This is a genomic window from Bradyrhizobium sp. GW821-FHT13H06 (assembly GCF_058803975.1).
In genome coordinates, this window is record NZ_JBXAPN010000013.1 from 177,501 (window position 1) to 203,588 (window position 26,088).

The 26,088-nt window shown below is 64.0% G+C and carries 19 protein-coding genes, 2 tRNA genes, 2 rRNA genes and 1 riboswitch (1 of these 24 cut by a window edge); of the genes, 10 read left to right on the forward strand and 13 right to left on the reverse strand.

Annotated elements, in window-relative coordinates; all coding sequences use genetic code 11:
- The 4 genes from AC1RQP_RS35855 to AC1RQP_RS35870 all read right to left on the reverse strand — a co-directional run.
- A 23S ribosomal RNA gene (locus AC1RQP_RS35855) occupies positions 1-1,233 on the reverse strand (it extends 1,613 nt beyond the left edge of the window).
- 403 nt (positions 1,234-1,636) lie between these two features.
- Positions 1,637-1,712, reverse strand: a tRNA-Ala gene (locus AC1RQP_RS35860).
- A gap of 33 nt (positions 1,713-1,745) precedes the next feature.
- Positions 1,746-1,822 (reverse strand) — tRNA-Ile (locus AC1RQP_RS35865).
- Positions 1,823-2,009: 187 nt separating this feature from the next.
- Positions 2,010-3,498: ribosomal RNA gene (locus tag AC1RQP_RS35870) — 16S ribosomal RNA — on the reverse strand.
- The 16S and 23S rRNA genes sit together here with 2 tRNA genes alongside, the layout of an rRNA operon.
- Before the next feature lie 992 nt (positions 3,499-4,490).
- Between AC1RQP_RS35870 and AC1RQP_RS35875 the strand changes: the two genes are divergently transcribed.
- From AC1RQP_RS35875 to AC1RQP_RS35885, 3 genes are all read left to right on the forward strand, one after another.
- The gene (locus AC1RQP_RS35875; protein WP_239620712.1) at positions 4,491-6,554 is read left to right on the forward strand and encodes a M23 family metallopeptidase; all 2,064 of its coding nucleotides are present in this window, start codon (positions 4,491-4,493) and stop codon (positions 6,552-6,554) included.
- Positions 6,555-6,705: 151 nt separating this feature from the next.
- Positions 6,706-8,331, forward strand: coding sequence for a hypothetical protein (locus tag AC1RQP_RS35880; RefSeq protein ID WP_492942030.1), 1,626 nt, complete (start codon positions 6,706-6,708; stop codon positions 8,329-8,331).
- Between the two features lie 84 nt (positions 8,332-8,415).
- Positions 8,416-8,679 carry a hypothetical protein gene (locus AC1RQP_RS35885; protein WP_492942032.1) on the forward strand — a complete coding sequence of 88 codons (264 nt, stop codon included), beginning with the start codon at positions 8,416-8,418 and terminating at the stop codon, positions 8,677-8,679.
- 78 nt (positions 8,680-8,757) lie between these two features.
- Here AC1RQP_RS35885 and clpB read toward each other — a convergent pair whose 3' ends face one another.
- Positions 8,758-11,397 carry an ATP-dependent chaperone ClpB gene (gene clpB, locus AC1RQP_RS35890; protein ID WP_492942034.1) on the reverse strand — a complete coding sequence of 880 codons (2,640 nt, stop codon included), beginning with the start codon at positions 11,395-11,397 and terminating at the stop codon, positions 8,758-8,760.
- Between the two features lie 242 nt (positions 11,398-11,639).
- Between clpB and AC1RQP_RS35895 the strand changes: the two genes are divergently transcribed.
- Positions 11,640-12,428: an MOSC domain-containing protein gene (locus tag AC1RQP_RS35895; RefSeq protein ID WP_492942036.1), complete on the forward strand. Its 789-nt coding sequence runs from the start codon at positions 11,640-11,642 to the stop codon at positions 12,426-12,428.
- A gap of 156 nt (positions 12,429-12,584) precedes the next feature.
- Here AC1RQP_RS35895 and AC1RQP_RS35900 read toward each other — a convergent pair whose 3' ends face one another.
- A complete protein-coding gene (locus tag AC1RQP_RS35900; RefSeq protein WP_492942038.1) occupies positions 12,585-13,229 on the reverse strand; it encodes a TIGR02594 family protein in 645 nt (214 codons plus the stop codon).
- Positions 13,230-13,442: 213 nt separating this feature from the next.
- Here AC1RQP_RS35900 and AC1RQP_RS35905 point away from each other — a divergent pair, with 213 nt between their 5' ends.
- Positions 13,443-14,306: an alpha/beta fold hydrolase gene (locus tag AC1RQP_RS35905; RefSeq protein ID WP_492942040.1), complete on the forward strand. Its 864-nt coding sequence runs from the start codon at positions 13,443-13,445 to the stop codon at positions 14,304-14,306.
- Between the two features lie 148 nt (positions 14,307-14,454).
- Here the strand turns inward: AC1RQP_RS35905 and metW are convergent, their stop codons facing one another.
- The gene (gene metW, locus AC1RQP_RS35910; protein WP_239620699.1) at positions 14,455-15,117 is read right to left on the reverse strand and encodes a methionine biosynthesis protein MetW; all 663 of its coding nucleotides are present in this window, start codon (positions 15,115-15,117) and stop codon (positions 14,455-14,457) included.
- A gap of 2 nt (positions 15,118-15,119) precedes the next feature.
- Positions 15,120-16,322: a homoserine O-acetyltransferase MetX gene (gene metX / locus AC1RQP_RS35915; RefSeq protein ID WP_239629540.1), complete on the reverse strand. Its 1,203-nt coding sequence runs from the start codon at positions 16,320-16,322 to the stop codon at positions 15,120-15,122.
- Positions 16,323-16,407: 85 nt separating this feature from the next.
- A riboswitch (SAM riboswitch) is annotated at positions 16,408-16,487 on the reverse strand.
- Between the two features lie 156 nt (positions 16,488-16,643).
- Here metX and AC1RQP_RS35920 point away from each other — a divergent pair.
- Genes AC1RQP_RS35920 through AC1RQP_RS35930 form a run of 3 tightly spaced genes read left to right on the forward strand, consistent with a single transcriptional unit; the run spans position 16,644 to position 19,552 of the window.
- Positions 16,644-17,492, forward strand: coding sequence for a chorismate mutase (locus AC1RQP_RS35920; protein WP_492942043.1), 849 nt, complete (start codon positions 16,644-16,646; stop codon positions 17,490-17,492).
- 30 nt (positions 17,493-17,522) lie between these two features.
- The gene (gene hisC, locus AC1RQP_RS35925) at positions 17,523-18,620 is read left to right on the forward strand and encodes a histidinol-phosphate transaminase (RefSeq protein WP_492942045.1); all 1,098 of its coding nucleotides are present in this window, start codon (positions 17,523-17,525) and stop codon (positions 18,618-18,620) included.
- Positions 18,617-19,552, forward strand: coding sequence for a prephenate/arogenate dehydrogenase family protein (locus AC1RQP_RS35930; protein ID WP_492942047.1), 936 nt, complete (start codon positions 18,617-18,619; stop codon positions 19,550-19,552). Before hisC ends, AC1RQP_RS35930 begins: the two co-directional genes overlap by 4 nt.
- 120 nt (positions 19,553-19,672) lie before the next feature.
- Here AC1RQP_RS35930 and AC1RQP_RS35935 read toward each other — a convergent pair whose 3' ends face one another.
- Entirely contained in the window at positions 19,673-20,857 is a 1,185-nt protein-coding gene (locus tag AC1RQP_RS35935) for a DUF2125 domain-containing protein (RefSeq protein WP_492942049.1), read from the reverse strand.
- A 109-nt stretch (positions 20,858-20,966) separates the two neighbouring features.
- Here AC1RQP_RS35935 and AC1RQP_RS35940 point away from each other — a divergent pair, with 109 nt between their 5' ends.
- A complete protein-coding gene (locus AC1RQP_RS35940; RefSeq protein ID WP_239620686.1) occupies positions 20,967-21,578 on the forward strand; it encodes a gamma-glutamylcyclotransferase in 612 nt (203 codons plus the stop codon).
- Between the two features lie 97 nt (positions 21,579-21,675).
- Here the strand turns inward: AC1RQP_RS35940 and AC1RQP_RS35945 are convergent, their stop codons facing one another.
- From AC1RQP_RS35945 to ftsE, 4 genes are all read right to left on the reverse strand, one after another.
- Positions 21,676-22,449 (reverse strand): lysophospholipid acyltransferase family protein, encoded by a 774-nt coding sequence (locus tag AC1RQP_RS35945; RefSeq protein ID WP_492942051.1) that lies wholly within the window; start codon positions 22,447-22,449, stop codon positions 21,676-21,678.
- 11 nt (positions 22,450-22,460) lie between these two features.
- Entirely contained in the window at positions 22,461-23,165 is a 705-nt protein-coding gene (locus AC1RQP_RS35950; RefSeq protein ID WP_239620682.1) for a YdcF family protein, read from the reverse strand.
- Positions 23,166-23,285: 120 nt separating this feature from the next.
- Positions 23,286-24,254 (reverse strand): cell division protein FtsX, encoded by a 969-nt coding sequence (locus AC1RQP_RS35955; RefSeq protein ID WP_492942054.1) that lies wholly within the window; start codon positions 24,252-24,254, stop codon positions 23,286-23,288.
- Positions 24,247-24,906, reverse strand: a complete 660-nt coding sequence (gene ftsE, locus AC1RQP_RS35960) for a cell division ATP-binding protein FtsE (protein WP_028178893.1) — start codon at positions 24,904-24,906, stop codon at positions 24,247-24,249. The genes AC1RQP_RS35955 and ftsE overlap by 8 nt, the downstream gene beginning before the upstream one ends.
- A 203-nt stretch (positions 24,907-25,109) precedes the next feature.
- Here ftsE and AC1RQP_RS35965 point away from each other — a divergent pair, with 203 nt between their 5' ends.
- Positions 25,110-25,988: an MJ0042-type zinc finger domain-containing protein gene (locus tag AC1RQP_RS35965; protein ID WP_239620674.1), complete on the forward strand. Its 879-nt coding sequence runs from the start codon at positions 25,110-25,112 to the stop codon at positions 25,986-25,988.
- Positions 25,989-26,088: the final 100 nt, after the last annotated feature.

Consider the following 26,088-nt stretch of genomic DNA (forward strand, 5'->3'; position numbering starts at 1 on the left):
GGCTTGAGCCCCGTTACATCTTCGGCGCAGAAACCCTTATTTAGACCAGTGAGCTGTTACGCTTTCTTTAAAGGATGGCTGCTTCTAAGCCAACCTCCTGGTTGTTTTGGGATTTCCACATCCTTTCCCACTTAGCCACGAATTAGGGGCCTTAGCTGTAGGTCCGGGTTGTTTCCCTCTCCACGACGGACGTTAGCACCCGCCGTGTGACTCCCGGATAGTACTCTCAGGTATTCGGAGTTTGGTTGGGTTTGGTAAGACGGTAAGTCCCCCTAGCCCATCCAGTGCTCTACCCCCTGAGGTATTCATCCGAGGCGATACCTAAATATCTTTCGCGGAGAACCAGCTATTTCCCAGTTTGATTGGCCTTTCACCCCTAACCACAAGTCATCGGAGCCTTTTTCAACAGGCACCCGTTCGGTCCTCCAGTGAGTGTTACCTCACCTTCAACCTGCTCATGGCTAGATCACTAGGTTTCGGGTCTAATACAACGAACTTGACGCCCTATTCAGACTCGCTTTCGCTACGCCTTCGCCTATCGGCTTAAGCTTGCTCGTTAAATTAAGTCGCTGGCCCATAATACAAAAGGTACGATGTCACCCAGAACGTATCTTGGGCTCCATCTGTTTGTAGGTGTCCGGTTTCAGGTCTATTTCACTCCCCTCGTCGGGGTGCTTTTCACCTTTCCCTCACGGTACTAGTTCGCTATCGGTCGCTGAGGAGTACTTAGGCTTGGAGGGTGGTCCCCCCGTGTTCAGACAGGATTGCACGTGTCCCGCCTTACTCGTGGATACATCATCGCATTACTCGTACGGGGCTATCACCCTCTGAGGCCCAGCTTTCCTGACTGGTTCCGATTGTCTCTGATGTATCACTGGCCTGGTCCGCGTTCGCTCGCCACTACTAACGGAGTCTCTGTTGATGTCCTTTCCTCCAGGTACTTAGATGTTTCAGTTCCCTGGGTTCGCTTGAAACCTCCTATGTATTCAGAAGTCTCATACCTTCTCTTGATAACCGGAAATCCAAAACCTTGCGGTCATGGTCCCGATCATTTCTGGTCAAACCCCAAAACCTAAGGTCTTGGAGTTCCGGCTATCGAAGGTGGGTTTCCCCATTCGGAAATCCGCGGATCAAAGCTTCTTCGCAGCTCCCCACGGCTTATCGCAGCGTAGCACGTCCTTCATCGCCTCTCAGCGCCAAGGCATCCACCGAACACCCTTAAGGCACTTGATTGCTCTCATTATCAATGTCCACACACTCGGCAGAATGTTGTCTGCAGAATTGCCTTGCGGCACGCGCCCTCGATGAACGCTATCTGCAGCCGGACATTGACTAGAAAGACCAGCTTGCTTCGTAAGATCGTTCCGATAGCGAGGCGGTCAAGCTTCGCTAAAAGGATCATTCACAACTCGCTCGTCTCTCAGACGCAGCCTTGTGAGCCACACTGAAAGGCGCGCGAGCGCCGAAATGATCCGGAGATAATGAAGTCTCGCGCGGATATTCTCCGCACGATCCAACTCGGATCGATCTCCTCTTTACGATGTCAGAAATCACGCAGCTTACTGTCCATCCGGACTAGCAAGTGCGAAGTGATGTTTCGCGGACGACGGTACAAGATCTCGGTGATCAAACCATCTGGTGGAGCCAGACGGGATCGAACCGACGACCTCATGCTTGCAAAGCACGCGCTCTCCCAGCTGAGCTATGGCCCCGTAACCAGAAGACGAATGCACACTCGATGAAAGTGGTGGGCCTGGGAAGACTTGAACTTCCGACCTCACGCTTATCAAGCGCGCGCTCTAACCAACTGAGCTACAAGCCCCTAACGCATATCCAGTCAAGGACCAGGGATCTGCAAGCCTGCAGCCCCAGCGCGTGTTCGTCCGCGAAGAAAGAGAAACGAAGACGGCGAAATCCCGCCAATGCAGCTCAACGATCTGGCGATCTGTTGGCCACTGATGTTTCTAAAACGGTTCGATAGAAGCAAGCTTCTGAAGAACCATCCTTAGAAAGGAGGTGATCCAGCCGCAGGTTCCCCTACGGCTACCTTGTTACGACTTCACCCCAGTCGCTGACCCTACCGTGGCCGGCTGCCTCCCTTGCGGGTTAGCGCACCGTCTTCAGGTAAAACCAACTCCCATGGTGTGACGGGCGGTGTGTACAAGGCCCGGGAACGTATTCACCGTGGCGTGCTGATCCACGATTACTAGCGATTCCAACTTCATGGGCTCGAGTTGCAGAGCCCAATCCGAACTGAGACGGCTTTTTGAGATTTGCGAAGGGTCGCCCCTTAGCATCCCATTGTCACCGCCATTGTAGCACGTGTGTAGCCCAGCCCGTAAGGGCCATGAGGACTTGACGTCATCCCCACCTTCCTCGCGGCTTATCACCGGCAGTCTCCTTAGAGTGCTCAACTAAATGGTAGCAACTAAGGACGGGGGTTGCGCTCGTTGCGGGACTTAACCCAACATCTCACGACACGAGCTGACGACAGCCATGCAGCACCTGTGTTCCAGGCTCCGAAGAGAGGGTCACATCTCTGCGACCGGTCCTGGACATGTCAAGGGCTGGTAAGGTTCTGCGCGTTGCGTCGAATTAAACCACATGCTCCACCGCTTGTGCGGGCCCCCGTCAATTCCTTTGAGTTTTAATCTTGCGACCGTACTCCCCAGGCGGAATGCTTAAAGCGTTAGCTGCGCCACTAGTGAGTAAACCCACTAACGGCTGGCATTCATCGTTTACGGCGTGGACTACCAGGGTATCTAATCCTGTTTGCTCCCCACGCTTTCGTGCCTCAGCGTCAGTATCGGGCCAGTGAGCCGCCTTCGCCACTGGTGTTCTTGCGAATATCTACGAATTTCACCTCTACACTCGCAGTTCCACTCACCTCTCCCGAACTCAAGATCTTCAGTATCAAAGGCAGTTCTGGAGTTGAGCTCCAGGATTTCACCCCTGACTTAAAGACCCGCCTACGCACCCTTTACGCCCAGTGATTCCGAGCAACGCTAGCCCCCTTCGTATTACCGCGGCTGCTGGCACGAAGTTAGCCGGGGCTTATTCTTGCGGTACCGTCATTATCTTCCCGCACAAAAGAGCTTTACAACCCTAGGGCCTTCATCACTCACGCGGCATGGCTGGATCAGGGTTGCCCCCATTGTCCAATATTCCCCACTGCTGCCTCCCGTAGGAGTTTGGGCCGTGTCTCAGTCCCAATGTGGCTGATCATCCTCTCAGACCAGCTACTGATCGTCGCCTTGGTGAGCCATTACCTCACCAACTAGCTAATCAGACGCGGGCCGATCTTTCGGCGATAAATCTTTCCCCGTAAGGGCTTATCCGGTATTAGCACAAGTTTCCCTGTGTTGTTCCGAACCAAAAGGTACGTTCCCACGCGTTACTCACCCGTCTGCCGCTGACGTATTGCTACGCCCGCTCGACTTGCATGTGTTAAGCCTGCCGCCAGCGTTCGCTCTGAGCCAGGATCAAACTCTCAAGTTGGACTTGAACTTTGAACCGGCTGATCACAACGTTTGACGAGGTCCCACCATTTTTCCATCGACCGAAGCCGATGAGCTGCCTGCGATTCACATCGCTGGCAACGATGGTGTTTCCTTTAAAACGTGTACCGCCGAAGTCTTTCGTCCGGTCTCGATCAGAAAAGCCGAAGCTTTCCAGAAGCGAGACCCGCAAGGACTCCGCCGTCCACGTTTCTCTTTCTTCATCTTCACTTGTCAAACAGCCCGGGACCAGGAGGCCCCAACCTTCCAGAGTGGAAGGGTTCCGATACCCTTACCGACGAAAAATGACTCCAACCGACTGGTGTCGATTGTTGTGTCACTCAACAAGGTGAGGAGCATCAGTGGCGCGTTCGCTCGCCTTGGTCAGTGACCCGGCGGCGCCGCGCTCAGTGGTTGGGGTTATAGTCCCCACCCATCGGGATTGTCAACGCCCATCGTCAACAAATCGTCGCACAGTGGATCGTCGGAAAAAATCGCACGATTCCAGGCGCTTAGACGAGCGCGGAGCGAGCGAGCCGACGCCGCGCGAAGAAAAAACTGAAAAAAAGTTTGCGGCCCTGGAGGCTCCGGAGGGGCTCCAGAGGCGGCTTGCGGCGCCCCTCCGGGGAAGCCCCTCGCGCCGGCCTCTTGAGGAAGTTTTTTCCATATTTGGCGCCGTACTTGAGCCACAATCCCGCGGCGTTCTGGTAAGAGACGAGCTTGAATCGCGGGGATGCCTATGGGGGCTGCCGGCGATTATCATGGGGTCAGGGGAAGGCATCTTGCAGATGACGCGGCCTTCCTTCGACGTTCGAAAGACATCGAGAGAGTTTCATCCGTCCAGTTGTTCGTAATTTCGGCCAGCCCTGTTCCGGGGCTTTCTGAGCGCGGGCGCCTGTGCGGTTTGCCTTTTCCGGCGATCCCCGTTCAAGAGGGCGGCCAGGGACAAGGTTCGAAGCGGGCTTTCTTGGGTCGTTGATTGGGGGACTTGGGTTGAACCACAGGACGTCACGCGGCACCTACGGGCGTGAGACCGGGATCATCGATCTCGGCCACGAGCCGCCGCTGTCCGTCGATGGTTCTGAAGCCGCCGTGATCGACCGCCGCCGCGTCTCGGTGCAATGGTTCAGCGGCACAATTCTGACCGGACTCTGCGGCGCGGCCCTGATCGGCGGCGCCGTTTTCGCATCGCTCGACGGCGAGATGACCTTCGCCAAGGTGCCGGAGCGGGTCGAGGGCGCCTTGCGCGGCGCGTTCGGCGCCGCCGATCGCGCCGCCTCGCTGCACAAGAGCGACCGGCTGCCGCCGCCGAGCGAATCCACCGCCTCGCGCAACATCGTGCGCGTCTCGACGGTCGCCCGCGTCGGCAACCGCGACGTGATGCGGGTGCGCCCCTTCGTCCGGATCGCCGGCAACCTGTCGATGACGACGAGCGACCTGTCGGCGAAGATCCCGCCGTTCAACGCCCAGCGCCTGCTCACCGATGTCGGCTCCGATCCGAAGACGGCGTCCGACGATCCCAACAATCCGGAGGCCGTCGAGCCCGACGCGGAGGTGTCATTCGTCACCAAGGACCTGTCGTCGGTGCTGCCGAAGGCCAAGATTTCCGCGGTGGTGGCGCTCGACGACATCCTGATGCGGGTCCGCGATGCCGCCAACTGGCGCGGCAACGGCGGGGTGCGCTACGCCTCGCTCGCCAATGCCACAGCCGACGTCTCCGGCACGACCGGCCCGTCCGACATCAAGATGGCCTACGCCGCCGAGGCGTCGTCCTCCGATCCCTATGCCGGTTTCGAGACGCGCGTGGTGCCGGAGAACGTCACGCTGCTGCCCAAAACCAAGGAGCAGATCACCGGCGGCAATCCCAATGGCGAGCGCGTCCATCTGGTCAGAAAGGGCGACAGCGTCGGCTCGGTGCTGCGCGAGCTCGGCGCGACGGCCGACGAGATCAAGGCGATCACCGCAACGCTTGGCCCGCGCGGCCGCGACGGCGGCCTCAAGGAAGGCGAGAAACTCCGCATCCTGATGGCGCCCGCAAGCCCCGGCGCCCGGCTCCAGCCCTATCGCGTCGTGGTTGCAAACGACACCATGGTGGAGGCGATCGCGGCGCTGTCCGATCTCGGCAAATACGTCGCCGTCGACGTCTCCAGCATGAACACCGTCGCCGACGCCGCGGCCAACGCCAACAGCGAAGACGATGACGAGGATGACGGCAGCGGCGTGCGGCTGTACCAGAGCATCTACGAGACGGCGATGCGCAACAAGGTCCCGATGCCCGTCATCGAGGACATGATCAAGATCTACTCCTACGACGTCGATTTCCAGCGCAAGGTGCAGCCCGGGGATTCCTTCGACGTGTTCTACGCCGGCGAGGACGAAGGCGTGACGTCGAGCGAAAAGAACGAGGTGCTATTCGCCTCCCTCACCGTCGGCGGCGAGACCAAGAAATACTACCGCTACCAGAGCCCCGACGACGGCGTCGTCGATTACTACGACGAGACCGGCAAGAGCGCGAAGAAGTTCCTGGTCAGAAAGCCCGTCAACAACGCCATCATGCGCTCGGGCTTCGGCGGCCGCCGCCACCCGATCCTGGGCTACGTCAAGATGCATACCGGCGTCGACTGGTCCACCGCCTACGGCACGCCGATCTTCGCCTCCGGCAACGGCATGATCGAGAAGGCCGGCCCCGAGGGCGGCTATGGCAAGTACATCCGCATCAAGCACGCCAACGGCTACGAGACCGCCTACGGCCATATGTCGGCCTTCGCCAAGGGCATGGAGCCCGGCAAGAAGGTGCGGCAGGGCCAGGTGATCGGCTTCGTCGGCTCGTCCGGCCTGTCGACCGGCCCGCACGTCCATTACGAGATCCTGGTCAACGGCCGCTTCGTCGACCCGATGCGCGTGAAGCTGCCGCGCGGCCGTTCGCTGGAGGGCCCGATGCTGGCCAGCTTCGAGAAGGAGCGCGACCGGCTCGAGGGGATGATGAGCGGCCGCGGCGGCGCCATCGCCCGCATCTCGGACGCCACCGGCGGGCCGCTGCAGGTCACCAACCGCTAAGTCGGGAGTTGGCCGCCCCGCGGCGGACATCTCCAAACACGATCCGAAATCGACGTCGTCGCGAGGCCGCTTTGCGGCGTCACAACGTCAAGTTTTGTTTGCCAAAGCGGCATGAGGAGCGAATACTTCCCAAAAAACGGGAGGTCTCGTCATGAACAACAGGCTCGCCTGCGCAGCCTTCGTCGCTGCGCTGTTCTCCGCCACGAGCCTGTCGGCTGAGACCCTGCCGGCAACCTGGGAAGTCACCAAGCTCGTCCCCGGCTCGGCATTCCACGGCGTGCACGGGCTCGCTGTCGACAAGGCCGGCCATCTGTTTGCCGGCAGCGTCGCAGGCGCGACGCTCTACGAGGTTGCGGGCAGTAGCGCCAAGGTTGCAATCCCGGCACCGGTCGGAATGGCCGATGACATCGCGTTCGCGCCCGACGGCACCATGGCCTGGACCGGCTTCCTCGCCGGCGATCTCTATGCGCGCAAGGGCGACGGCCCGATCAACAAGCTCGCGACCGGCCTTCCCGGCATCAACTCGCTCGCCTTCCGCAAGGACGGCAGGCTCTACGCCACCACCGTCTTCCTCGGCGACGCGCTCTACGAGATCGACGTCGAGGGCGTCAAACCGCCGCGTCAGATCATGGAGAAGATGGGCGGCCTCAACGGCTTCGAGTTCGGTCCCGACGACAAGCTCTACGGTCCGCTCTGGTTCAAGGGCCAGGTCGCGAAGGTCGACGTCGACAAGGCCGAGCTGACCGTCGTTGCCGATGGCTTCAAGGTCCCGGCCGCCGTGAACTTCGATTCCAAGGGCAATCTCTTCGTGGTCGACACCGCCCTCGGCCAGCTCGTCCGGGTCGATCCCAAATCGGGCGCCAAGACCATGGTCGCGCAGCTGAAGCCATCGCTGGACAATCTCGCCATCGACGACAAGGACCGCATCTACGTCTCCAACATGGCCGACAACGGCATCCAGGAGGTCGATCCGGCGACCGGCCAGGCCAAGCAGATCATCATCGGCAAGCTCGCTTTGCCCGGCGGCATCGGCGTCACCTCGGAGAATGGCAGGGACACGATCCACGTCGCCGACGTGTTCGCCTATCGCACGGTGAATGGAGCGACCGGCGAGGTCACCGAAAAGGCGCGCATGCACGCCGCCGGCGTCACGCTCGAATATCCGATGAGCGCGACGGCAAAGGGCAACGACGTGGTCCTGTCGAGCTGGTTCACCGGCACCGTGCAGGTGATCGACGGCAAGACCGGCGCAACGCGCGACATGCTGCACGGCTTCAAGGCGCCGCATGACGCCGTCGTGCTCGCGGACGGCAGCATCCTGGTGGCCGAGCTCGGCACCAAATCGCTGGTCAAGGTGAGCGGCGAGCACGGCAAGGATCGCGTCACGTTCATCGGCGATCTCGAGGGTCCGGTCGGGCTCGCCGGCGGACCTGGCGGCGAGGTCTATGTCACCGAAGCATTTGCCGGCGCCGTCTCCCGGATCGACACAAACGGCGGAAAGACCGTGGTCGCCAAGGACCTGAAAATGCCCGAAGGCATCGCACGGGGCCGCGACGGCCAGCTGGTCGTGGCGGAGGTCGGCGCCAAACGGCTGATCGAGATCGCGCCGGACAGCGGCAAAATCACCGAGATCGCCGCCAATCTCCCGATCGGCCTGACAGGCGCGCCCGGGGGCCTGCCGACGCACATTCCGACAGGCGTGGCGGTCGGGGCGACGGGCGTCATCTACTTCAGCTCGGACATCGAGAATGCGATCTACAAGGTGGTGAAGAAGTAGCGTCCGCCGGCCAAGGCTGGCCGCGGAACCCGCAGGCGGATTTTCGGTTAGCTGACGGAAGCCGACCAGCAGGAGGATCGCCCCATGACGCGCCTCTCACGGGACGATGTCGTCAAGGCCGTGGACCGGGCCGACGACGTCACCATTGCCCAGATCATCGGAACCGGCGCGACGGTCGAGGAACTCGCCGAAGCCCAGGCCTGGCTCGCCAATGACGAGCCCATGATCAACGATCTGCGACCGCTGGCGCAGGGACGGGTGCGCGAGCTGGTGGATATTCTTTCGGAGCTTGACGAGGACGAGGAGGAAGGTCCGGCGGGTCCTGGCTCCGCGTCCGCAGTCGGTTAGCTGAGACACCGACAAAGGAAAACGCCCCAGAGAGGTCGGCCTCTCCGGGGCGTCCTGTTGCTTCAAGCGCCGTACCCCTCAGTTCAATTTCCGCTTCGTCACCGGCGCCTCGAACTGGGTGATCTCGGCGGTTCGCGGCGCCTTGCCGTTGAAGGTCAGCACGTTGCCTTCGGACGAGATCGCGACCGTGTCGCCGTCCCTGACGTCGCCGGCCAGGATCATCTCGGCGAGCGGATCCTGGAGGTAGCGCTGGATCACCCGTTTCAGCGGTCTTGCGCCATAGGCGGGATCCCAGCCCTTGGCGGCGAGCCAGTCGCGGCCGGCGGCATCGAGCGTCAGCACGATCTTGCGATCGGTCAGCAGCTTCTGGAGACGTGCGAACTGGATCTCGACGATCCGGCCCATCTCGCTCCGCTGCAAGCGGTGGAACAGGATGATCTCGTCGACGCGGTTGAGGAATTCGGGGCGGAAATGCGCCCGCACCATTCCCATCACCTGCTCGCGCACGGCCGAGGTGTCCTCGCCCTCCGGCTGGTTCACCAGGAACTCCGAACCGAGATTCGAGGTCATGATGATCAGCGTGTTGCGGAAGTCGACGGTGCGGCCCTGGCCGTCGGTCAGGCGGCCATCGTCGAGCACCTGCAACAGGACGTTGAAGACGTCGGGATGCGCCTTCTCGATCTCGTCGAACAGCACCACCTGGTAAGGCCGGCGCCGCACCGCTTCGGTGAGCGCACCGCCCTCGTCATAGCCGACGTAACCCGGAGGCGCGCCGATCAGCCGCGAGACCGAGTGCTTCTCCATGTATTCGGACATGTCGAGGCGGACCATCGCGGTCTCGTCGTTGAACAGGTATTCCGCGAGAGCTTTCGTCAGCTCGGTCTTGCCGACGCCGGTGGGCCCCAGGAACATGAACGAGCCGGTCGGGCGGTTCGGGTCTTGCAAGCCCGCGCGCGAGCGGCGCACGGCGGTTGCGACCGCACGCACGGCCTCGGCCTGGCCGACGACACGCTTGCCGAGCTGCTCCTCCATCTTGAGGAGCTTCTCCTTCTCGCCTTCAAGCATCTTGTCGACGGGCACGCCGGTCCAGCGCGAGACCACCTGCGCGATGTGGTTGGCGGTGACCGCCTCCTCCATCATCTCGCCGGAGCCTTCACGCGCCTCGATATCCGCCAGTTGCTTCTCCAGCTCCGGGATCCGGCCGTAGGCCAGCTCGCCGGCCTTCTGGAATTCGCCGCGCCGCTGCGCGTTGGCGAGCTCGACACGCAGGCCGTCAAGCTCGGCCTTCAGCTTCTGGGCATCGGAGAGCTTGTTCTTCTCCGCGCTCCAGCGCGCCGTCAGCCCAGCAGACTTCTCCTCGAGCTCGGCAAGGTCCTTCTCCAGGGTCTGGAGCCGGGTCTTTGAGCCGGGATCGCTTTCCTTCTTCAGCGCCTCCTGCTCGATCTTGAGCCGGATGATCTCGCGGTCGAGCGAATCCAGCTCTTCCGGCTTGGAATCGACCTGCATCTTCAGCCGCGCCGCGGCCTCGTCCATGAGGTCGATCGCCTTGTCCGGCAGGAAGCGGTCGGTGATGTAACGGTTGGACAGGGTCGTGGCGGCCACGAGCGCGGAATCGGTGATCCGCACGCCATGGTGCTGCTCGTACTTGTCCTTCAGCCCGCGCAGGATCGAGATGGTATCCTCGACCGAGGGCTCGCTGACGAAGATCGGCTGGAAGCGCCGCGCCAGCGCGGCGTCCTTCTCGACGTGCTTCTGGTACTCGTCGAGCGTGGTCGCGCCGATGCAGTGCAGCTCGCCGCGGGCAAGCGCCGGCTTGAGCAGGTTGGAGGCGTCCATCGCGCCGTCGCCCTTGCCGGCACCGATCAGCGTGTGCATCTCGTCGATGAAGAGGATGAAGGTGCCTTCGCTTCCGGTCACTTCCTGGAGCACGGCCTTCAGCCGCTCCTCGAACTCACCGCGATATTTCGCGCCGGCGATCAGTGCGCCGAGGTCGAGCGAGAGCAGCTTCTTGTCCTTCAGGCTCTCCGGCACGTCACCATTGACGATCCGCAGCGCCAACCCTTCCGCGATCGCGGTCTTGCCGACGCCGGGCTCGCCGATCAGGACGGGGTTGTTCTTGGTCCGGCGCGAGAGCACCTGGATGGTGCGACGGATCTCCTCGTCGCGGCCGATGACCGGATCGAGCTTGCCGTCGCGCGCGGCCTGGGTCAGGTCGCGGGCATATTTCTTCAGCGCATCATACGCGTTCTCGGCGGTCGCGGAATCCGCAGTCCGCCCCTTGCGCAGCGCCTCGATCGCCGCGTTGAGGTTCTGCGGGGTGACGCCGCCCTTGTTGAGGATGGTGCCGGCTTCGCTGGACTTCTCCAGCGTGAGGCCGAGCAGCAGCCGCTCCACGGTGACGAAACTGTCGCCGGCCTTCTCGCCGGCCTTTTCGGCGGCGTCGAAGGTGCGGGCGAGCTCGGGTGCGAGGTAAATCTGGCCGGCGCCAGCGCCGGAAACCTTCGGCACCTTGCCGAGGGCGTCCTCGGTCGCCTTCAGGATTGCACGGGAATTGCCGCCAGCGCGGTCGATCAGACCGGCAGCGAGCCCCTCATTGTCGTCCAAGAGGACTTTCAGGAGGTGCAGGGTGGAAAACTGCTGGTGCCCCTCGCGCATCGCGAGCGACTGCGCAGACTGAATGAAGCCCCTGGAGCGTTCGGTATACTTCTCGATGTTCATTTTTCTGTCCCTCGGCCTGCCTCTCATGGAGCCCTCAAAGGCACTCCAAATGGCATCTTCATTGGGTTTCCGCCTGGCGTGTTGACGTTCCTCAACCCGCAAACGGTCGTTATCAGCCGGCGCTGGCGCCAGCCTGATCCAGATGTGGGAAGCGTGGCCTCGGATCGGAAGAGGCGACTTCACAATTTCGTGCGCGCTTAGACCCGCTTGGCGCGAGCAGGCCGAATCCCCTAAGTAGCGGCATGAAAGCCAGCCAGACTGCCGAGATCACCGGCCTTTACCGTTACCCGATCAAGGGCCTCACGCCGGAAGCCCTATCCCGCGTGACCTTGCGACCAGGGGAGACCCTGCCCGCCGATCGCCGCTACGCCATCGAGAACGGGCCGAGCGGCTTCGATCCCGAGGCCCCGGCCTGGAAACCGAAGATCCAGTTTCTGATGCTCGCGCGCAATGAGCGGCTGGCCGAGCTCGACAGCCGGTTCGACGACGCCACCAATCTGTTGACCATCCGCAAGGACGGCCAGATCGTCGCCAGGGGCGATCTCGAGACCGCCGCCGGCCGCGCCGCGATCGAGGCCTATTTCAGCGAGAACTTTCAGCCGGAGTTGAAGGGCCCGCCCAAGGTTCTGTCCGGCCGCGACCACAGCTTCTCCGACGTCGCCCGCAAGGTCGTCTCCATCATCAATCTCGGCAGCGTCCGCGCGATCGAGACTATGCTCGGCGGCGCCGCCGTGCACCCCCTGCGCTTCCGCGCCAATCTCTACGTCAAGGGCTGGCCGGCCTGGTCGGAGCTCGAGCTGGTCGGCCAGACACTTGCGGTCGGGCCGGCCCGGCTGAAGGTGATCAAGCGCATCGTCCGCTGCCCCGCCACCAATGTCGATCCTGAAACCGCCAAGCGCGATCTCGAGATCCCGCCCACGCTCTCGCGCCATCTCGGCCACATGGATTGCGGCATCTACGCCGAGGTGATCGAAGGTGGCGAGATCGGCGTGGGCGATGCGGTTGCGGTGGAAGAGCCGAAGCTGCTGTGAGAGCCACACTGCCGTAGGGTGGGCAAAGGCGCCTTTGCGCCGTGCCCACCACTTCTCCGAGCTGGCAGAAGCCGTGGGCACGCTTCCGCCGTCGCTCTTCGAGCTATGGCGGACAAGTCGCTTTGCCCATCCTACGAGACCGTCGCTGTCGTCACCTCAATTCGGCATCACATACGCATAGATCCGGCCGCGCGAGACCGGCGCTTCGCGGACGCGGTTGCCGCTGTTGCCGGAGATCATGATCGGATTGCCCTGCGCATCGACGCCGGTGATGATGCCGACATGGCCGCCCCGGCGGCCGCGCGACATCACCGCGATGGCGCCGACCTGCGGACCGGAGACGCGCGTGCCGTAGCGCGCGAACGAGCTGGCCATGTCGGAGCCGGTGCCCTGATGGCCGGTGTGCTGCAGCACCATGTTCATGAAACGCGCGCACCACAGGCTGCCGCGCCCGGTCGGATTGCCGCCGAGATAGCGGCGCGCCTCGGACACGAGGCCTGAGCCGCCACTGAGGCCGCCGCTCATGCCAGCACCGCCGGCATTGGCATTCGGATCATAGGTGGCCTGGGTGTTGGCGAAGCCGCTCGCCTGCAATTGCGCCGCGCTGCGCTCGAAGCGCGAGCTGCGTGCACGATGGCGGTAGTGATGATGTCTGGCGTGGTGCACGTAAGCGTGCCGCTCTGCGCTATGACGATGATGCGGCCGTGCCGAGGCCGGAGAAACGAACGCGACGACCGCCGCAAAAAAGAACGCCAGCGCGACAACACAACGCGACAGGCGGAACGCAAACAACTCAACCATTCTCATCCTTCGTTACACCCCTACTTTCCGATCGGCCGGTGAAGTGGCCGACATAGGTCAGGCCGTTAAGCCGCCCGATGTGGCGAGAAAAAGACACCGCGTCGGCGAATAGCTGCGATGATTTTGTGCCGGTGCTGGTTCGATGCTGCCGCATTGCGGACAACAGCGTTAACTGCGATCCTGCAAAGGCGGCTTGACAGAGGGAAACAGTTAATGCCCCACGCCACGACCAGGGACGACGTCCGCATCTATTTCGAAGAGGCGGGTCAGGGAACGCCGATACTTTTCCTGCACGAGTTTGCGGCCGACTACACCAATTGGGAGCCGCAGATGCGCTACTTCTCGCGCGGCCATCGCTGCATCACCTATTCGGCGCGGGGCTACACGCCGTCGGACGTGCCTGACGGCGAAGTCTACACCTACACGCATTTCTACACCGATGCGCTCGCGGTGCTCGATCATCTCGGGATCGGTCGCGCCCATCTCGTGGGTCTGTCGATGGGCGCCTATTCCTCGCTGCAGATCGGATTGAACGCCCCGCAGCGCGCCTTGTCGATGACGCTCGCCGGCGTCGGCTCCGGCTCGGAGCTCGACAATCTCGACAATTGGCGCAAGCAGTGCCGCGCCAATGCCGAGCAGTTCGAGACATCAGGCTCTGTCGAAGTCGCAAAGATCACACGCGAGACGCCGAGCCGGATTCCCTTCCTGGTGAAAGATCCGCGCGGCCACGCCGATTTCTATGCCGCGCTGGCACGGCACGACGCCAGGGGTTCGGCGCGCACGATGCGCGGCTTCCAGGGCGGACGTCCCTCGATCTACACGATGATGGACGCGATCGCGAAGGTGGCAACGCCCGCGCTGATCATCTGCGGCGACGAGGACGATCCCTGCGTCGGGCCCAGCCTGTTCCTGAAGAAGCACCTGCCGGCCGCGGGCCTCGCGATGTTTCCGAAGTCGGGCCACGTGCTCAACCTGGAAGAGCCCGCGCTGTTCAACGAGAGCGTGGAGCGGTTCGTCACGCTGGTGGAAGCCGGACGCTGGCCGGTGCGCGATCCGCGGTCTTTGGCGGCGCATTAGAACGCGGCGTCACCAAGGACTCCGTCATTGCGAGCGCAGCGAAGCAATCCAGAATCCCACCGCGGAACGACTCTGGATTGCTTCGCTGCGCTCGCAATGACGAAGGATGGACTGCAGCTCTTCATCATCGAGGAGCGCGTAGGGAAAGCTACTTCCCGCCGCCCCTGCTCAGCAAGAACACCGCCTGTTCGCCGAACATGTTCCACACCCACCAGGGCAGGTTCAGCGGCACCGGGCGGCCGTAGAGATCGAGCGCGATGGAGCGCTCCATCTTGACGTTGATCTCGTCGCAGAGCTCGACGAAATCCTTGATGGTGCAGAAATGGATGTTGGCGGTGTCGTACCAGGTCGCCGGCAGGTTCTCCGTGCGCGGCATGTGGCCGCCGATCAGGAGCTGCAGCCGCATCTTCCAGAAGCCGAAATTCGGGAACGAGACGATGGCCCGGCGGCCGATGCGCAGCAGGTTCTCCAGCACCACACGCGGCTGCCGCGTCGCCTGCAGCGTCTGCGACAGGATCACGTAGTCGAAGGCGTCGTCGGGATAGTTGACGAGGTCGGTGTCGGCGTCGCCCTGCACCACCGCGAGCCCCTTGGCAACGCAGCGGTTGACGCCCTCGCGCGACAGCTCGATGCCGCGCCCGTCGATGCCGCGGGTCTCAAGCAGCTGAAGCAGGTCGCCCTCGCCGCAGCCGACGTCGAGCACCTTCGAGCCCGGCTTGACCATCTCGGCGACCAGCAGATGATCGGCGCGAAACTGACCGGACTGCGCGGACGAAAGCCCCCCCAGCGGCAGCACTTCCTGGACAGACATTGCTAGCGGTCCTTGCCGGTGAGCCCGCGGGCCTTGCCTGCCGATTGCAGGAAGGCGCGGGAGATGTCGAAGAATTCGGGCACGTCGAGCAGGAAGGCGTCGTGGCCGCGATCGGTTTCAATCTCCGCGAACGACACCCGCGCGCTCGACGCGTTCAGCGCGTGCACCAGCGCGCGCGATTCCGAGGTCGGGAACAGCCAGTCGCTGGTGAAGGAGACCACGCAGAAGCGGGTCTGGATTCCCGCAAACGCCTTCGCCAGCACGCCGCCATGGTCGGCCGCGATGTCGAAATAGTCCATCGCGCGCGTCAGATAGAGATAGGAGTTGGCGTCGAAGCGCTCGACGAAGGACGAGCCCTGGTAACGCAGATAGCTTTCGACCTGGAAATCCGCGTCGAACGAGAAGGTCGGCAGCTCGCGGTCCTGCATGCGCCGGCCGAACTTGCGATGCAGCGCCGCGTCGGAGAGATAAGTGATGTGCGCCGCCATCCGGGCCACCGCGAGCCCGCGATGCGGATGGATGCCGTGATCGGCATAGCCGCCGCCATGCCAATCGGGGTCGGCCATCACGGCCTGGCGCCCGAGTTCGTGGAAGGCGATGTTCTGCGCCGAGTGCCGCGTCGCGCAGGCAATCGCCAGCGCGGAGAACACGCGGGCAGGATAGGCCGAGGTCCATTGCAGCACCTGCATGCCGCCCATCGAGCCGCCGACGACGGCAAACAGCGTGTCGATGCCGAGCCGGTCGATCAGCATCGCCTGCGCGCGCACCATGTCGGGGATGGTGATGACGGGGAAATCCAGGCCCCAGACCTTGCCGGTGGCGGGATTGATCGACGCCGGCCCGGTTGAGCCCATGCAGCCGCCGATCACGTTGGAGCAGATGATGAAGTAGTGCTTGGGATCGATGGGCCGGCCGGGGCCGACCAGCGTCTCCCACCAGCCAGGCTTGCCGGTGACGGGATGCACATTGGCGACGTGCTGGTCGCCGGTCAGCGCATGGCAGATCAGAACGGCGTTGGAGCGATCGGCGTTGAGTTCGCCATAGGTCTGGTAGGCGATCTGGAACGGGGTGAGATCGACGCCGCAATCGAGCCGCAGCGGCTGCTCGGCGCCGAAATGCGCTACCTGCGAGCTCGGGTGATCCACCTCGTGCGACCGTTCGTCGGCGCTGATCGCAGGACTGGGTACGGACTTGACGCCAACCATCATCGACCTCGTTTGCGACTGCCGTCAGACCGCCGCTGGAATCAGGCCATGAAAAACCCGGCCTGAACGATAGGTTCGGCCGGGATCGGAAGCGTCCCCGGCCTGTTTAGCGAGTTTTTTAACGTGGCTGCAAGCCGGCCGGCTCAAATGACCACGGAACAGGCAAAAGCTACCGTCTTGGGCGGTTTTCGTCAAGTCGCGGTCCGGATCGATCGAATTCGTCTCCATCTGATCGGCCAAAAAGGCCGTCATTTCTCTTTGCTTTCGCCGCCCGACTGCCTAATCAGGACACTCCCCATTCCGAACGATCGACAGCCAGATATGTCCCAACGTCCGCCCGCGCCGCCATCGCTGCAGGAACTGCGCAAGGAGATCGACGCGATCGACGAGGCCATGCATCGCCTGTTGATGCAGCGCGGCGACATCATCGACCGCCTGATCCAGGTGAAGCAGACCCAGGAGGTCGGCTCGGCGTTCCGCCCGGCGCGCGAGGCCGCCATGATGCGCGACCTCGTGCGGCGCCATCGCGGCATCCTGCCGCTCGACACGGTCGAGAGCATCTGGCGCGTCATCATCTCGACCTTCACCTATGTGCAGGCGCCGTTCTCCGTGCATGCCGACATCTCGGTGAGCGAGCCTGCAATGCGCGATTCCGCGCGCTTCCATTTCGGCTTCACGGTGCCTTACGTCGCGCATTTCAGCGCGCAGGCCGCGGTCGAAGCGGCGGCGAAATCCAAGGGCGATCTGGCGCTGGTCTCGGCGACCTCCAGCCGCACGCCGTGGTGGCTCTTGCTGGAGGAAGCTGGCGCGCCGAAGATCATCGCGCGAATGCCCTTCGTCGAACGTGCCGATCATCCGGCGGCGATGCCGGTGTTCGCGGTCTCGCGCGTCCCCGACAGCGCCCTGGTGACGGAGGTCGAGACCTTCAGCGTGCGCGTCTCCGGTTGGAACGCCGAGGTCGCGCGCGCCCTGTCGCCGCTCGCCGAGATCGTGGCGGTGCCCGATACCGCCTTCGATGGGGCGGCGCTGCTGGTCTCGGTCACCAGCGCGACCAGCATCGACAAGATCAGGGCTGCCCTGATCGAGGCGGGGGCCTCGGTACGCTCCACGGCTCTCGTCGGCAGCCACGCAACGCGCTATACGGTGCCCCCGACCGGGGCGAAATCGTAAATCGCGCGCCTCGCCATTTCGGAGTTGAAGATGTCCCGCCCCGTGCCGAATCCCGGCATTCTCGATATTGCGCCCTACACCCCCGGCAAGAGCCCGGTGCCGGAGCCGGGCCGCAAGGTGTTCAAGCTCTCGGCCAATGAGACGCCGTTCGGCCCCTCGCCCAAGGCGATCGAGGCGTTCAAGCGCGTGGCGGATCATCTGGAGGACTATCCGGAGGGCACCTCGCGCGTGCTGCGCGAGGCGATCGGCCGTTCTTTCGGGCTCGATCCCAACCGCATCATCTGCGGCGCCGGTTCGGACGAGATCCTCAACCTGCTCGCCCACACCTATCTCAGCCACGGCGACGAGGCGATCTCCACCACGCACGGCTTCCTGGTCTACCCGATCGCGACGATGGCGGTCGGCGCCAAGAACGTCGTCGCGCAGGAGACCAACCTCACCGCCGACGTCGACGCCATCCTGAAGGCCGTGACGCCACGGACAAAACTGGTCTGGCTCGCCAACCCCAACAACCCGACCGGCACCTACCTGCCGTTCGACGAGGTCAAGCGGCTGCGCGCCGGCCTGCCCTCGCACGTGCTGCTGGTGCTCGACGCCGCCTATTCCGACTACGTCTCGCGCAACGATTACGAGATGGGAATCGAGCTCGTCGCCACCACCGAGAACACGGTGGTGACGCACACGTTCTCCAAGATCCACGGCCTGGCTGCGCTGCGCATCGGCTGGATGTTCGGCCCCGAGCACATCATCGACGCGGTCAATCGCATCCGCGGCCCCTTCAACGTGTCGACGCCGGCGATGTATGCCGCGGTCGCCGCGATCGAGGACACCACGCACCAGGCAATGTCGAAGCAGTTCACCGAGACCTGGCGCAACCGGCTCACCGAGGAGATCGGCAAGCTCGGACTGAAGGTGACGCCGAGCGTCGCCAATTTCGTGCTGATCCACTTCCCGACCGACAAGGGCAAGACTGCTGACGACGCCGACGCCTTCCTGACCAAGCGGGGCCTCGTGCTGCGCGCGCTGAAGAACTACGGCCTTCCGCATGCGCTGCGCATGACCATCGGCACCGAGGAGGCCAACCGTCTCGTGATCGAGGCCTTGCACGACTTCATGGGCGGCAAATGAATGCTGATCCGCACTTCCAGCGCGTCGCGCTGATCGGCTTCGGCCTGATCGGCGGCTCGATCGCGCGCGCTGCGAAGCTCCAGGGCCTGGCCGGCGAGATCGTCACCACCGCGCGCTCGGAGAAGACACGCGCGCGGGTCGCCGAGCTCGGCATCGTCGATCAGGTCGTGGCGACCAATGCGGAGGCCGTGAAGGATGCCGATCTCGTCATCCTCTGCATTCCCGTCGGCGCCTGCGGAGCGGTGGCGCAGGAGATTGCCGCGCATCTGAAGCCGGGCGCGATCATCTCCGACGTCGGCTCGGTCAAGGGCGCGGTGGTCAGGGACATGGCCCCGCATCTGCCGAAAGGCATTCATTTCGTGCCGGCGCATCCGGTCGCAGGCACCGAGCATTCGGGCCCGGATTCGGGATTTGCCGAGCTCTTCATCAACCGCTGGTGCATCCTGACGCCGCCGGAAGGCACCGAGACGGCGGCCACGGAACATCTGCGCGCGTTCTGGGCGGCGATGGGCGCCAAGGTCGAGGTCATGACGCCGGATCACCACGATCTCGTGCTCGCCATCACCAGCCATCTGCCGCATCTGATCGCCTACACCATCGTCGGCACCGCCGACGAGCTGGCGCAGGTGACGGAATCCGAGGTGATCAAATTCTCCGCCGGCGGTTTTCGCGATTTCACCCGTATCGCCGCGTCCGACCCGACGATGTGGCGCGACGTCTTCCTCGCCAACAAGGAAGCCGTGCTGGAGATGCTCGGCACCTTCACCGAGGATCTCGCCAAGCTCACCCGCGCGATCCGGCGCGGCGACGGCGAAGCGCTGTTCGATCACTTCACCCGCACCCGCGCCATCCGCCGCGGCATCGTCGAGATCGGCCAGGATTCGGCCGCACCCGATTTCGGCCGGCCGCACGCGGCGCTGAAGAAGCCGTAGCTCTCTCCGTCATGGCCGGGCTTGTCCCGGCCATCCACGCGCATCCGCGATTGACGAAAGACGTGGATGCCCGGGACAAGCCCGGGCATGACGACGGAGTGTTTGGCGGGCGTATCTTGTTCAATACAGCGGCGGGATCTGGCCGACCTTGACCGGGCCGAGCAGCACGGCGCCGTCGACGAATTTCAGCGGGAAGCTTCGCGCCTTCCTGCCTTCGAGCGTGCTCTCGGTGCCGATCGAGTTGATGCCGGCGGCGACGCCGGCATTGGCGTTCTGCTTGATGACCTTGCCGAGCCCGGGCACGGCGCGATCGAGCGCGCCGAACAGATTGTTGAGGTCCTGCGACTTCACGCCGGGGGCGACGCGGTCGAGCGTTGCCTGTGGCACGCCCTCCTCCAGCATCTTCTCGATGCCGAGCGCCGGGATCACGCGCTCGAGGCCGGTCACCGTCATCTGCAATTCGCCGTCGAGCCGGCCGTTGGCCGAAAGGCCGAGCGTGCCGGCCGCGATCGCGATCATCTCGCCCTGCTGGATCCGAGACTGCACGATCTCGATATGGCCGCCGGCAGCCTGGATCTCGCGGAAGCGCTGCGGCCACGGCTTCGGCGTGAGGTCGGAGAGGCCGGTGATCTTGGCGCGGGTGTCCGCCTCGAACGGCTCGGCGAGCAGGGGATGAACGCCCTGGATGCTGCCCTGCGCGACATGGACCACGGTCTCGATCACGGGGTGATCGGACGGTGATCCATCCGCGAGGCGGCCGTGCAGCTCGACCTGCTTGGCGCGCGCGAGCGGCACCTGCAAGCTGCCATCGACACGGTTGAGGGCGGGGTCGTCGAACACGATGGAGGCGCGATCCGGCACGGCAGGCAGACCGGCCACGCTGGCGCGGCCCTTGCTCCAGTTCACCACGAAGGTGTTTTGCGTGATGCCGTCGATCAGCGTCGCTGGCGCGGAGAATTCGGCGATGACGCGCTTGGGATCATAGACCTGGGCGACGACCAGGATGTTGTCGAGCTTCGCCGTGAACGGCGTCTTGCTCGCGTTCTGCGACACCAGGGCGACGCTGGCGCCGGAGCACTGGACCTCGAAGCGGAACGGGAAGCCCGCGATCGAGCGCTTGGCGCAATCATAGATGCGGCCGGACTTGGCCTCCTGCGCCCGCCAGGCGTCTGCGGCGATTTCGGCCTGCGACGCCGCGTAGAACCAGAAACAGCTCCACGCGACCGCGAGGATCAGGACGAGAACGGGTGCGATGAAAAGGCCCCAACGGGAGCGACGGCCTGCGGCAACGGTCATATTGGACATGCGGCGACCTTTGATCCCGGATTTTGGCAAATGTAAGCGGGGACGGCCTGCGACGAAAGGCGGAGAATTCGCTTCGCTTCGGGGCATGGTTCTGGTAGCCGTGCCCGAAATGTCGGAAATCACCCTCCCCTCCGTTACCACCGCCAAGGACGACCTCTGGGTGTTCGGTTACGGCTCGCTGATGTGGCGGCCAGGCTTCGACTTCGAGGAACGCGTCCCGGCCCGGCTGGTGGGCGAGCATCGCGCGCTCTGCGTCTACTCCTTCGTGCATCGCGGCACGCCGGAAAAGCCGGGCCTGGTGCTCGGGCTCGACCGCGGCGGCGCCTGCCGCGGCATCGCCTTCCGCGTCGCCGAGAAGAACCGTGCCGACGTCGTCGCGTATTTGCGCGCACGGGAGCAGGTCACGTCGGTCTATCGCGAGGTGATGCGTTCGGTGTGGCTGGAGAACGATGCGCGCCAGCGCGTCTCCGCGCTCGCTTACGTCGTCGACCGCGGCCATGCGCAATATGCCGGCCGGCTGTCGCTCGCCGAGCAGCACCGTCATGTCGTCCAGGGCCACGGCCAGTCCGGCGCCAATCGCGATTACGTGACCGCGACGGTGAAGGCGATCGAGGCCGAAGGCTTTCGCGACGCGCAGCTGCATCAGCTTGCATTGATGCTGCATGGTGATGCGCATTCGCTGCGCGCTCCGGCTGCGAACGAAGATCGCGAAATTCGCTAAAGCGCGATGCGATTGGGATGAATCGTCATCGCGCTTCAGGTTGTTGTTCAAGCATGATCTCTTCGGAAAACCGCTGCGCACTTTTCCGAATCATGCTTTAGCCGCCCGTTGGCGCGTAGCTCGGCGCCGAGCCGATCAATTGCTCCTGCTCCCTGCGGCCGGCTTCGACGAGGCGGCCGGTCGCGTCCTCGATCGCGGCTTGCACGCGGGAGAGAAACTCGTCCTTCGGCAGGCCCGGCGGCAACGGTTCGAGAAATTCCACAACCAGCGTGCCGGGATAGCGCATGAAGGTGCGGCGGGGCCAGAACAGGCCGGAGTTGAGCGCGACCGGCAGGCACGGCACGCCGCACGACGAATAGATCTGCGCAAAGCCGGTCTTGTAGTCGGGCGGCGCGCCCGGCGCGCGGCGCGTGCCTTCCGGAAAGATCACGAGCTGGCGGCCGCTGCGCACCGCCTCGCGCGCCCGCCGCGTCATCTCCAGCAGCGCCTTCACGCCGGCATTGCGGTCGATCGCGATCATCCCGGTCTTGACCAGGAACTGACCGAACACCGGGATCTGCATGAGCTGGCGCTTGAGGATGAAGATCGGCCGGTTGAAGAAGCCCGGCAGCACGAAGGTCTCCCAGAACGACTGATGCTTTGCCACGATCAGCAGCGGGCCTTTCGGGATGTTCTCGACACCGCGGAATTCGACCTTGATGTTGCAGACCAAGCGCATCAGGAACAGCGTTGCCTTGGCCCACCATTCCGCCACCGTCAGCATGGCGCGCGGCGGCAATGCGAAGGTCGGCAGCGCCACGATCGCAAGGCACACCAGCACGGCGTAGAACAACACGTTGAACACGAGCGAGCGCAGAAAGATTGGGAACATCGATAGTCCGATCAATTGGCCTGTGCGGTAGCGGGCCGCTTCGGCTGCTGACCTGCAGGCTGCTCCGATATCTCAGGCCAGAGGTCAATCCCGAAATGCTCCAGCCGCACCCTGAGCTCGGCCGCGACGTACTTGACATATTCCGACAGGAGCAGCCGCAGCGTCGATCCCGAGGTCCACCACGGCTCCTCGCGCCATTTGTCGCCGACCACCGCGAACGGGATCAGCGTCATCTGTGGCATCGCATGCGAGAATTCCACCAGCGCGCGCGGCATGTGATAGTTGGAGGTGACCACGATCAGCGATTTGAACCGGCGCCCCTCGGCCCAGCGCCGCGCTTCCGCTGCGTTGCCGCGGGTCGAGAGCGCGGTGCGGTCGAGGTCGACGCAACAAGTCATGAAGGACTGGTTCTCCGGCAAGGTCCGGGAGATGTCGCTCGCCCTCGAGGTCGGATGCACGCCGGAGATCAGGAGCCGCCTGCCGTAGCCCGCAGCGAGCAGCTCCATCGCGTCCGATACCCGCGAGGAGCCGCCGGTCAGCACCACGATGCCGTCGGCCTTGCGGTCGGGCACCGTCTCGGCACCGCGCAAATGCGACAGGAACGCAACGAAGCCTGCGGCCGCGGCAACGAAGGCAAGCGCGATCGTCGACACGATTGTCGCGCGGAGCCAGCCGCGCGGCAGTTTCGGCGATCGATCGTCGGTCGGCGAGCTCATGCGATATCAGTGATCCCTTCCCTGAAGCGATTTTAAGACGTTTTGAGGCGAAGTGGAGTCCTGCGAATGGCTGCCCGGTCATCCTCTCCCGCTTGTAATGGGAGAAGGGAAGAAAAGAGCTCAATCGACATCATTCAATGTCGCAAACAGCGTCTGGCGTGAGGCCACCGCGGTGATGCCGCCGATCAGCACGGCCTGGACCGCAAGCACGATGTAGCCGGATGGCCGCAGCGAGAAGGTGCCGAGCAGCGCGGCAAACTGGTCGCCGACGGGGGTACCGGAAAACCAGCCTGCGATGGACTCTGAGAAGCCGAACATCAGCATGGCGGCTCCGCCGCCGATCACGCCGCCCTCCAGGCCCAGCCTGAGGAAATGGCGCAGGAAGTGATTGGCGATGTAGCGGTCGCCGGCGCCGACGAAATGCAGGACCTCGACGATTGGACGGTTCGCCGCCATGGCGCCGCGGGTCGCGAACGAAACCGAGATGATGGTGGCGATGATGACGAGCGCGAGAATGCCGAGGCCGGCCAGCACGATGGCGTTGCTCATCGAGCGCATGCGCTCGATCCAGGCGCGGTGATCGTCGACGCTGGCGCCCGGCGCGACCTGCGTCACGCGCGCGCGCAAGGCGCCGAGATCGAGCGGCGTGCCCGGCTGCACTCGCGCGATGATCATGCGCGGCACCGGCAGATCGTCCATCGACAGGCCGGTGCCGAGCCAGGGCTCGAGCAGCTTGCCGCTCTCCTCCCTGGTGAACGGCCTGACCTCGACGATGCCGGCTTGCGTGCGCATCGCCTCCGTCACGGCCGCGGTGTCGCGATCGAGATCACGGCCGGCCTGCGGACGAACCTGGATGGTGATTTCGCTCGCGACGTCCGACTGCCATTCGGCGGCGGAGGCACTCACCAGCAGCACCGTGCCCGTGGCCATCGAGGCGAGGAAGCTCATGATGGCGACGACGGCGACCAGCGCTCTGCCGTGGATCGAGGCGCGCGGCACGATCGGCGACATGTTGCGTGCCCTGGCCGGAAGCTGCGGACGCTCCTGCCCGAGATCGACCAGCACGCCGCGCTCGTCGGTCCTACTCATAGACGTGCAGCCGTCCCTGGTGCAGCACCAGCCGCCGTGCTTCGTACTGGTCCATCAGGCCGATGTCGTGAGTGGCGATGATGACGGCGGTGCCTGACTTGTTGAGCTCGATGAAGAGCCGCAGCAGGCGGCGGCCGAGCGTCGGGTCGACGCTGCCGGTCGGCTCGTCCGCGAGCAGCAGCTGCGGCCGCGAGATCACGGCGCGCGCGATCGCCGCGCGCTGCTTCTCGCCGCCCGACAGGATCGGCGGCAACGCGTCCATGCGGTCGCCGAGGCCGACCCAGCGCAGGAGGTCGATCACCTCCTTGCGGTAGCTCGACTCGCTGCGGCCCATGACGCGGAACGGCAGCGCGACATTCTCATAGGTCGTCATGTGGTCGAGCAGGCGGAAATCCTGGAGCACGATACCGATGCGCTTGCGCAGGTCCGCGATCTCGTCCTTGCCGAGCTGCGAGATGTCGTGGCCGAACAGAGTGACGAGGCCCCGCGTCGGCCGATGCGACAGAAACAGCAGGCGCAGCAAGGACGTCTTGCCGGCGCCGGACGGTCCGGTGAGAAACTGGAAGGAATGCGCCGGGATCTGGAAGCTGAGATCGCGCAGGATCTCCGGCCCCAGACCGTAACGCAATCCGACATTTTCGAACCGAACCAAGCTCAGCTCCGTTCGAGAGGGGGCGCGGGTCGCACTGCTGCGCTCCGCCACGCGCGATCAACGGGTTTTGCCGCCGTTATGGTTTCCGGTTCGTTAACGGTCGGCCAGTAGCATCGTTGGCAGCATCCCTGCCGCCCGGTTCGCCGCGACCGGCTGGTCGTCAAGATTCGTCCAAGACCTCGTTCATGCATCAAGGCTCGTCCATGCATATCGTCTGCCCCCATTGTATGACATCCTACGCCATCAAGCTCGCGAGCCTTGGGGCCAACGGACGGGCGGTCCGCTGCTCCCGTTGCAAGGAGACCTGGATCGCCCACGCCGAGGATGCCATCGAGGAGGCCTCCGTTCCGGCCATGGCCGCTGCCAGCCGAGCCGACGACCAGTCCGACCTCGCCGAGCAATGGAACTCCTATGCCAAGGACGACGGCGCCGCGAACGCGCCTGTCGTCGACAGCCCGTCGATCGCCAGCGACTGGCCGGATGAAGAGGTCCGCGAGACCGAGGACGAGTGGTCAGCGGCAGCCCGTCAGGCCGAAGAGGACACCACCGGCGCGCAGCACCAGTCCTGGTTCCGCGGCCTGTTCCGCCGCCGCGGCGCGCGGGTGAGCCGCCCGGCCCCCACCACGGCTCCGCGGAGATCCTATTTTGGCCTGCCGACCGCCTGCACCGCGATGGGCGCGCTGGTGCTGGCCCTTGTGGTCTGGCGCGGCGACGTCGTGCGGCTGCTGCCCCAGACGGCGGCATTCTACAAGATGGTCGGGCTCGAGGTGAATCTGCGGGGCCTGGCCTTCAAGGACGTCAAACTCTCCAGCGAGACCGTAGACGGTAAGCAGGTGCTGGTGATCGAGGGCGTGATCGTCGGGGAGGGCAAGAAGCCGCACGACATCCCGCGGCTGCGCTTTGCCGTGCGCGACGCCCAAGGAGCCGAGATCTACGCCTGGAATACGGTGTTGGAACAGACCGTGCTGCGGCCCGGCGAGCGCGCCTTCTTCCGCTCGCGCCTGGCCTCGCCGCCGCCGGAGGGCCGCAATATCGACGTTCGCTTCTTCAACCGGCGCGACATTGCGGGCGGCAGCGCATAACCGATCAGGCTATTATTGGAACATGATCTTTCCGGAAGACCGCTACGCATTTTTCCGGATCATGCTCGAGGTCCCGCACGGAAGGTTGATCCCAAGGTTG

What these genes read in the sequence shown, in the direction of transcription:
- AC1RQP_RS35880 (WP_492942030.1), top strand. Translation starts at nt 6,706, where the DNA reads ATGAACAACAGGCTCGCCTGCGCAGCCTTCGTCGCTGCGCTGTTCTCC.
- AC1RQP_RS35885 (WP_492942032.1), top strand. Translation starts at nt 8,416, where the DNA reads ATGACGCGCCTCTCACGGGACGATGTCGTCAAGGCCGTGGACCGGGCC.
- clpB (WP_492942034.1), bottom strand. Translation starts at nt 11,397, where the DNA reads ATGAACATCGAGAAGTATACCGAACGCTCCAGGGGCTTCATTCAGTCT.
- AC1RQP_RS35895 (WP_492942036.1), top strand. Translation starts at nt 11,640, where the DNA reads ATGAAAGCCAGCCAGACTGCCGAGATCACCGGCCTTTACCGTTACCCG.
- AC1RQP_RS35900 (WP_492942038.1), bottom strand. Translation starts at nt 13,229, where the DNA reads ATGGTTGAGTTGTTTGCGTTCCGCCTGTCGCGTTGTGTTGTCGCGCTG.
- AC1RQP_RS35905 (WP_492942040.1), top strand. Translation starts at nt 13,443, where the DNA reads ATGCCCCACGCCACGACCAGGGACGACGTCCGCATCTATTTCGAAGAG.
- metW (WP_239620699.1), bottom strand. Translation starts at nt 15,117, where the DNA reads ATGTCTGTCCAGGAAGTGCTGCCGCTGGGGGGGCTTTCGTCCGCGCAG.
- metX (WP_239629540.1), bottom strand. Translation starts at nt 16,322, where the DNA reads ATGGTTGGCGTCAAGTCCGTACCCAGTCCTGCGATCAGCGCCGACGAA.
- AC1RQP_RS35920 (WP_492942043.1), top strand. Translation starts at nt 16,644, where the DNA reads ATGTCCCAACGTCCGCCCGCGCCGCCATCGCTGCAGGAACTGCGCAAG.
- hisC (WP_492942045.1), top strand. Translation starts at nt 17,523, where the DNA reads ATGTCCCGCCCCGTGCCGAATCCCGGCATTCTCGATATTGCGCCCTAC.
- AC1RQP_RS35930 (WP_492942047.1), top strand. Translation starts at nt 18,617, where the DNA reads ATGAATGCTGATCCGCACTTCCAGCGCGTCGCGCTGATCGGCTTCGGC.
- AC1RQP_RS35935 (WP_492942049.1), bottom strand. Translation starts at nt 20,857, where the DNA reads ATGTCCAATATGACCGTTGCCGCAGGCCGTCGCTCCCGTTGGGGCCTT.
- AC1RQP_RS35940 (WP_239620686.1), top strand. Translation starts at nt 20,967, where the DNA reads ATGTCGGAAATCACCCTCCCCTCCGTTACCACCGCCAAGGACGACCTC.
- AC1RQP_RS35945 (WP_492942051.1), bottom strand. Translation starts at nt 22,449, where the DNA reads ATGTTCCCAATCTTTCTGCGCTCGCTCGTGTTCAACGTGTTGTTCTAC.
- AC1RQP_RS35950 (WP_239620682.1), bottom strand. Translation starts at nt 23,165, where the DNA reads ATGAGCTCGCCGACCGACGATCGATCGCCGAAACTGCCGCGCGGCTGG.
- AC1RQP_RS35955 (WP_492942054.1), bottom strand. Translation starts at nt 24,254, where the DNA reads ATGAGTAGGACCGACGAGCGCGGCGTGCTGGTCGATCTCGGGCAGGAG.
- AC1RQP_RS35965 (WP_239620674.1), top strand. Translation starts at nt 25,110, where the DNA reads ATGCATATCGTCTGCCCCCATTGTATGACATCCTACGCCATCAAGCTC.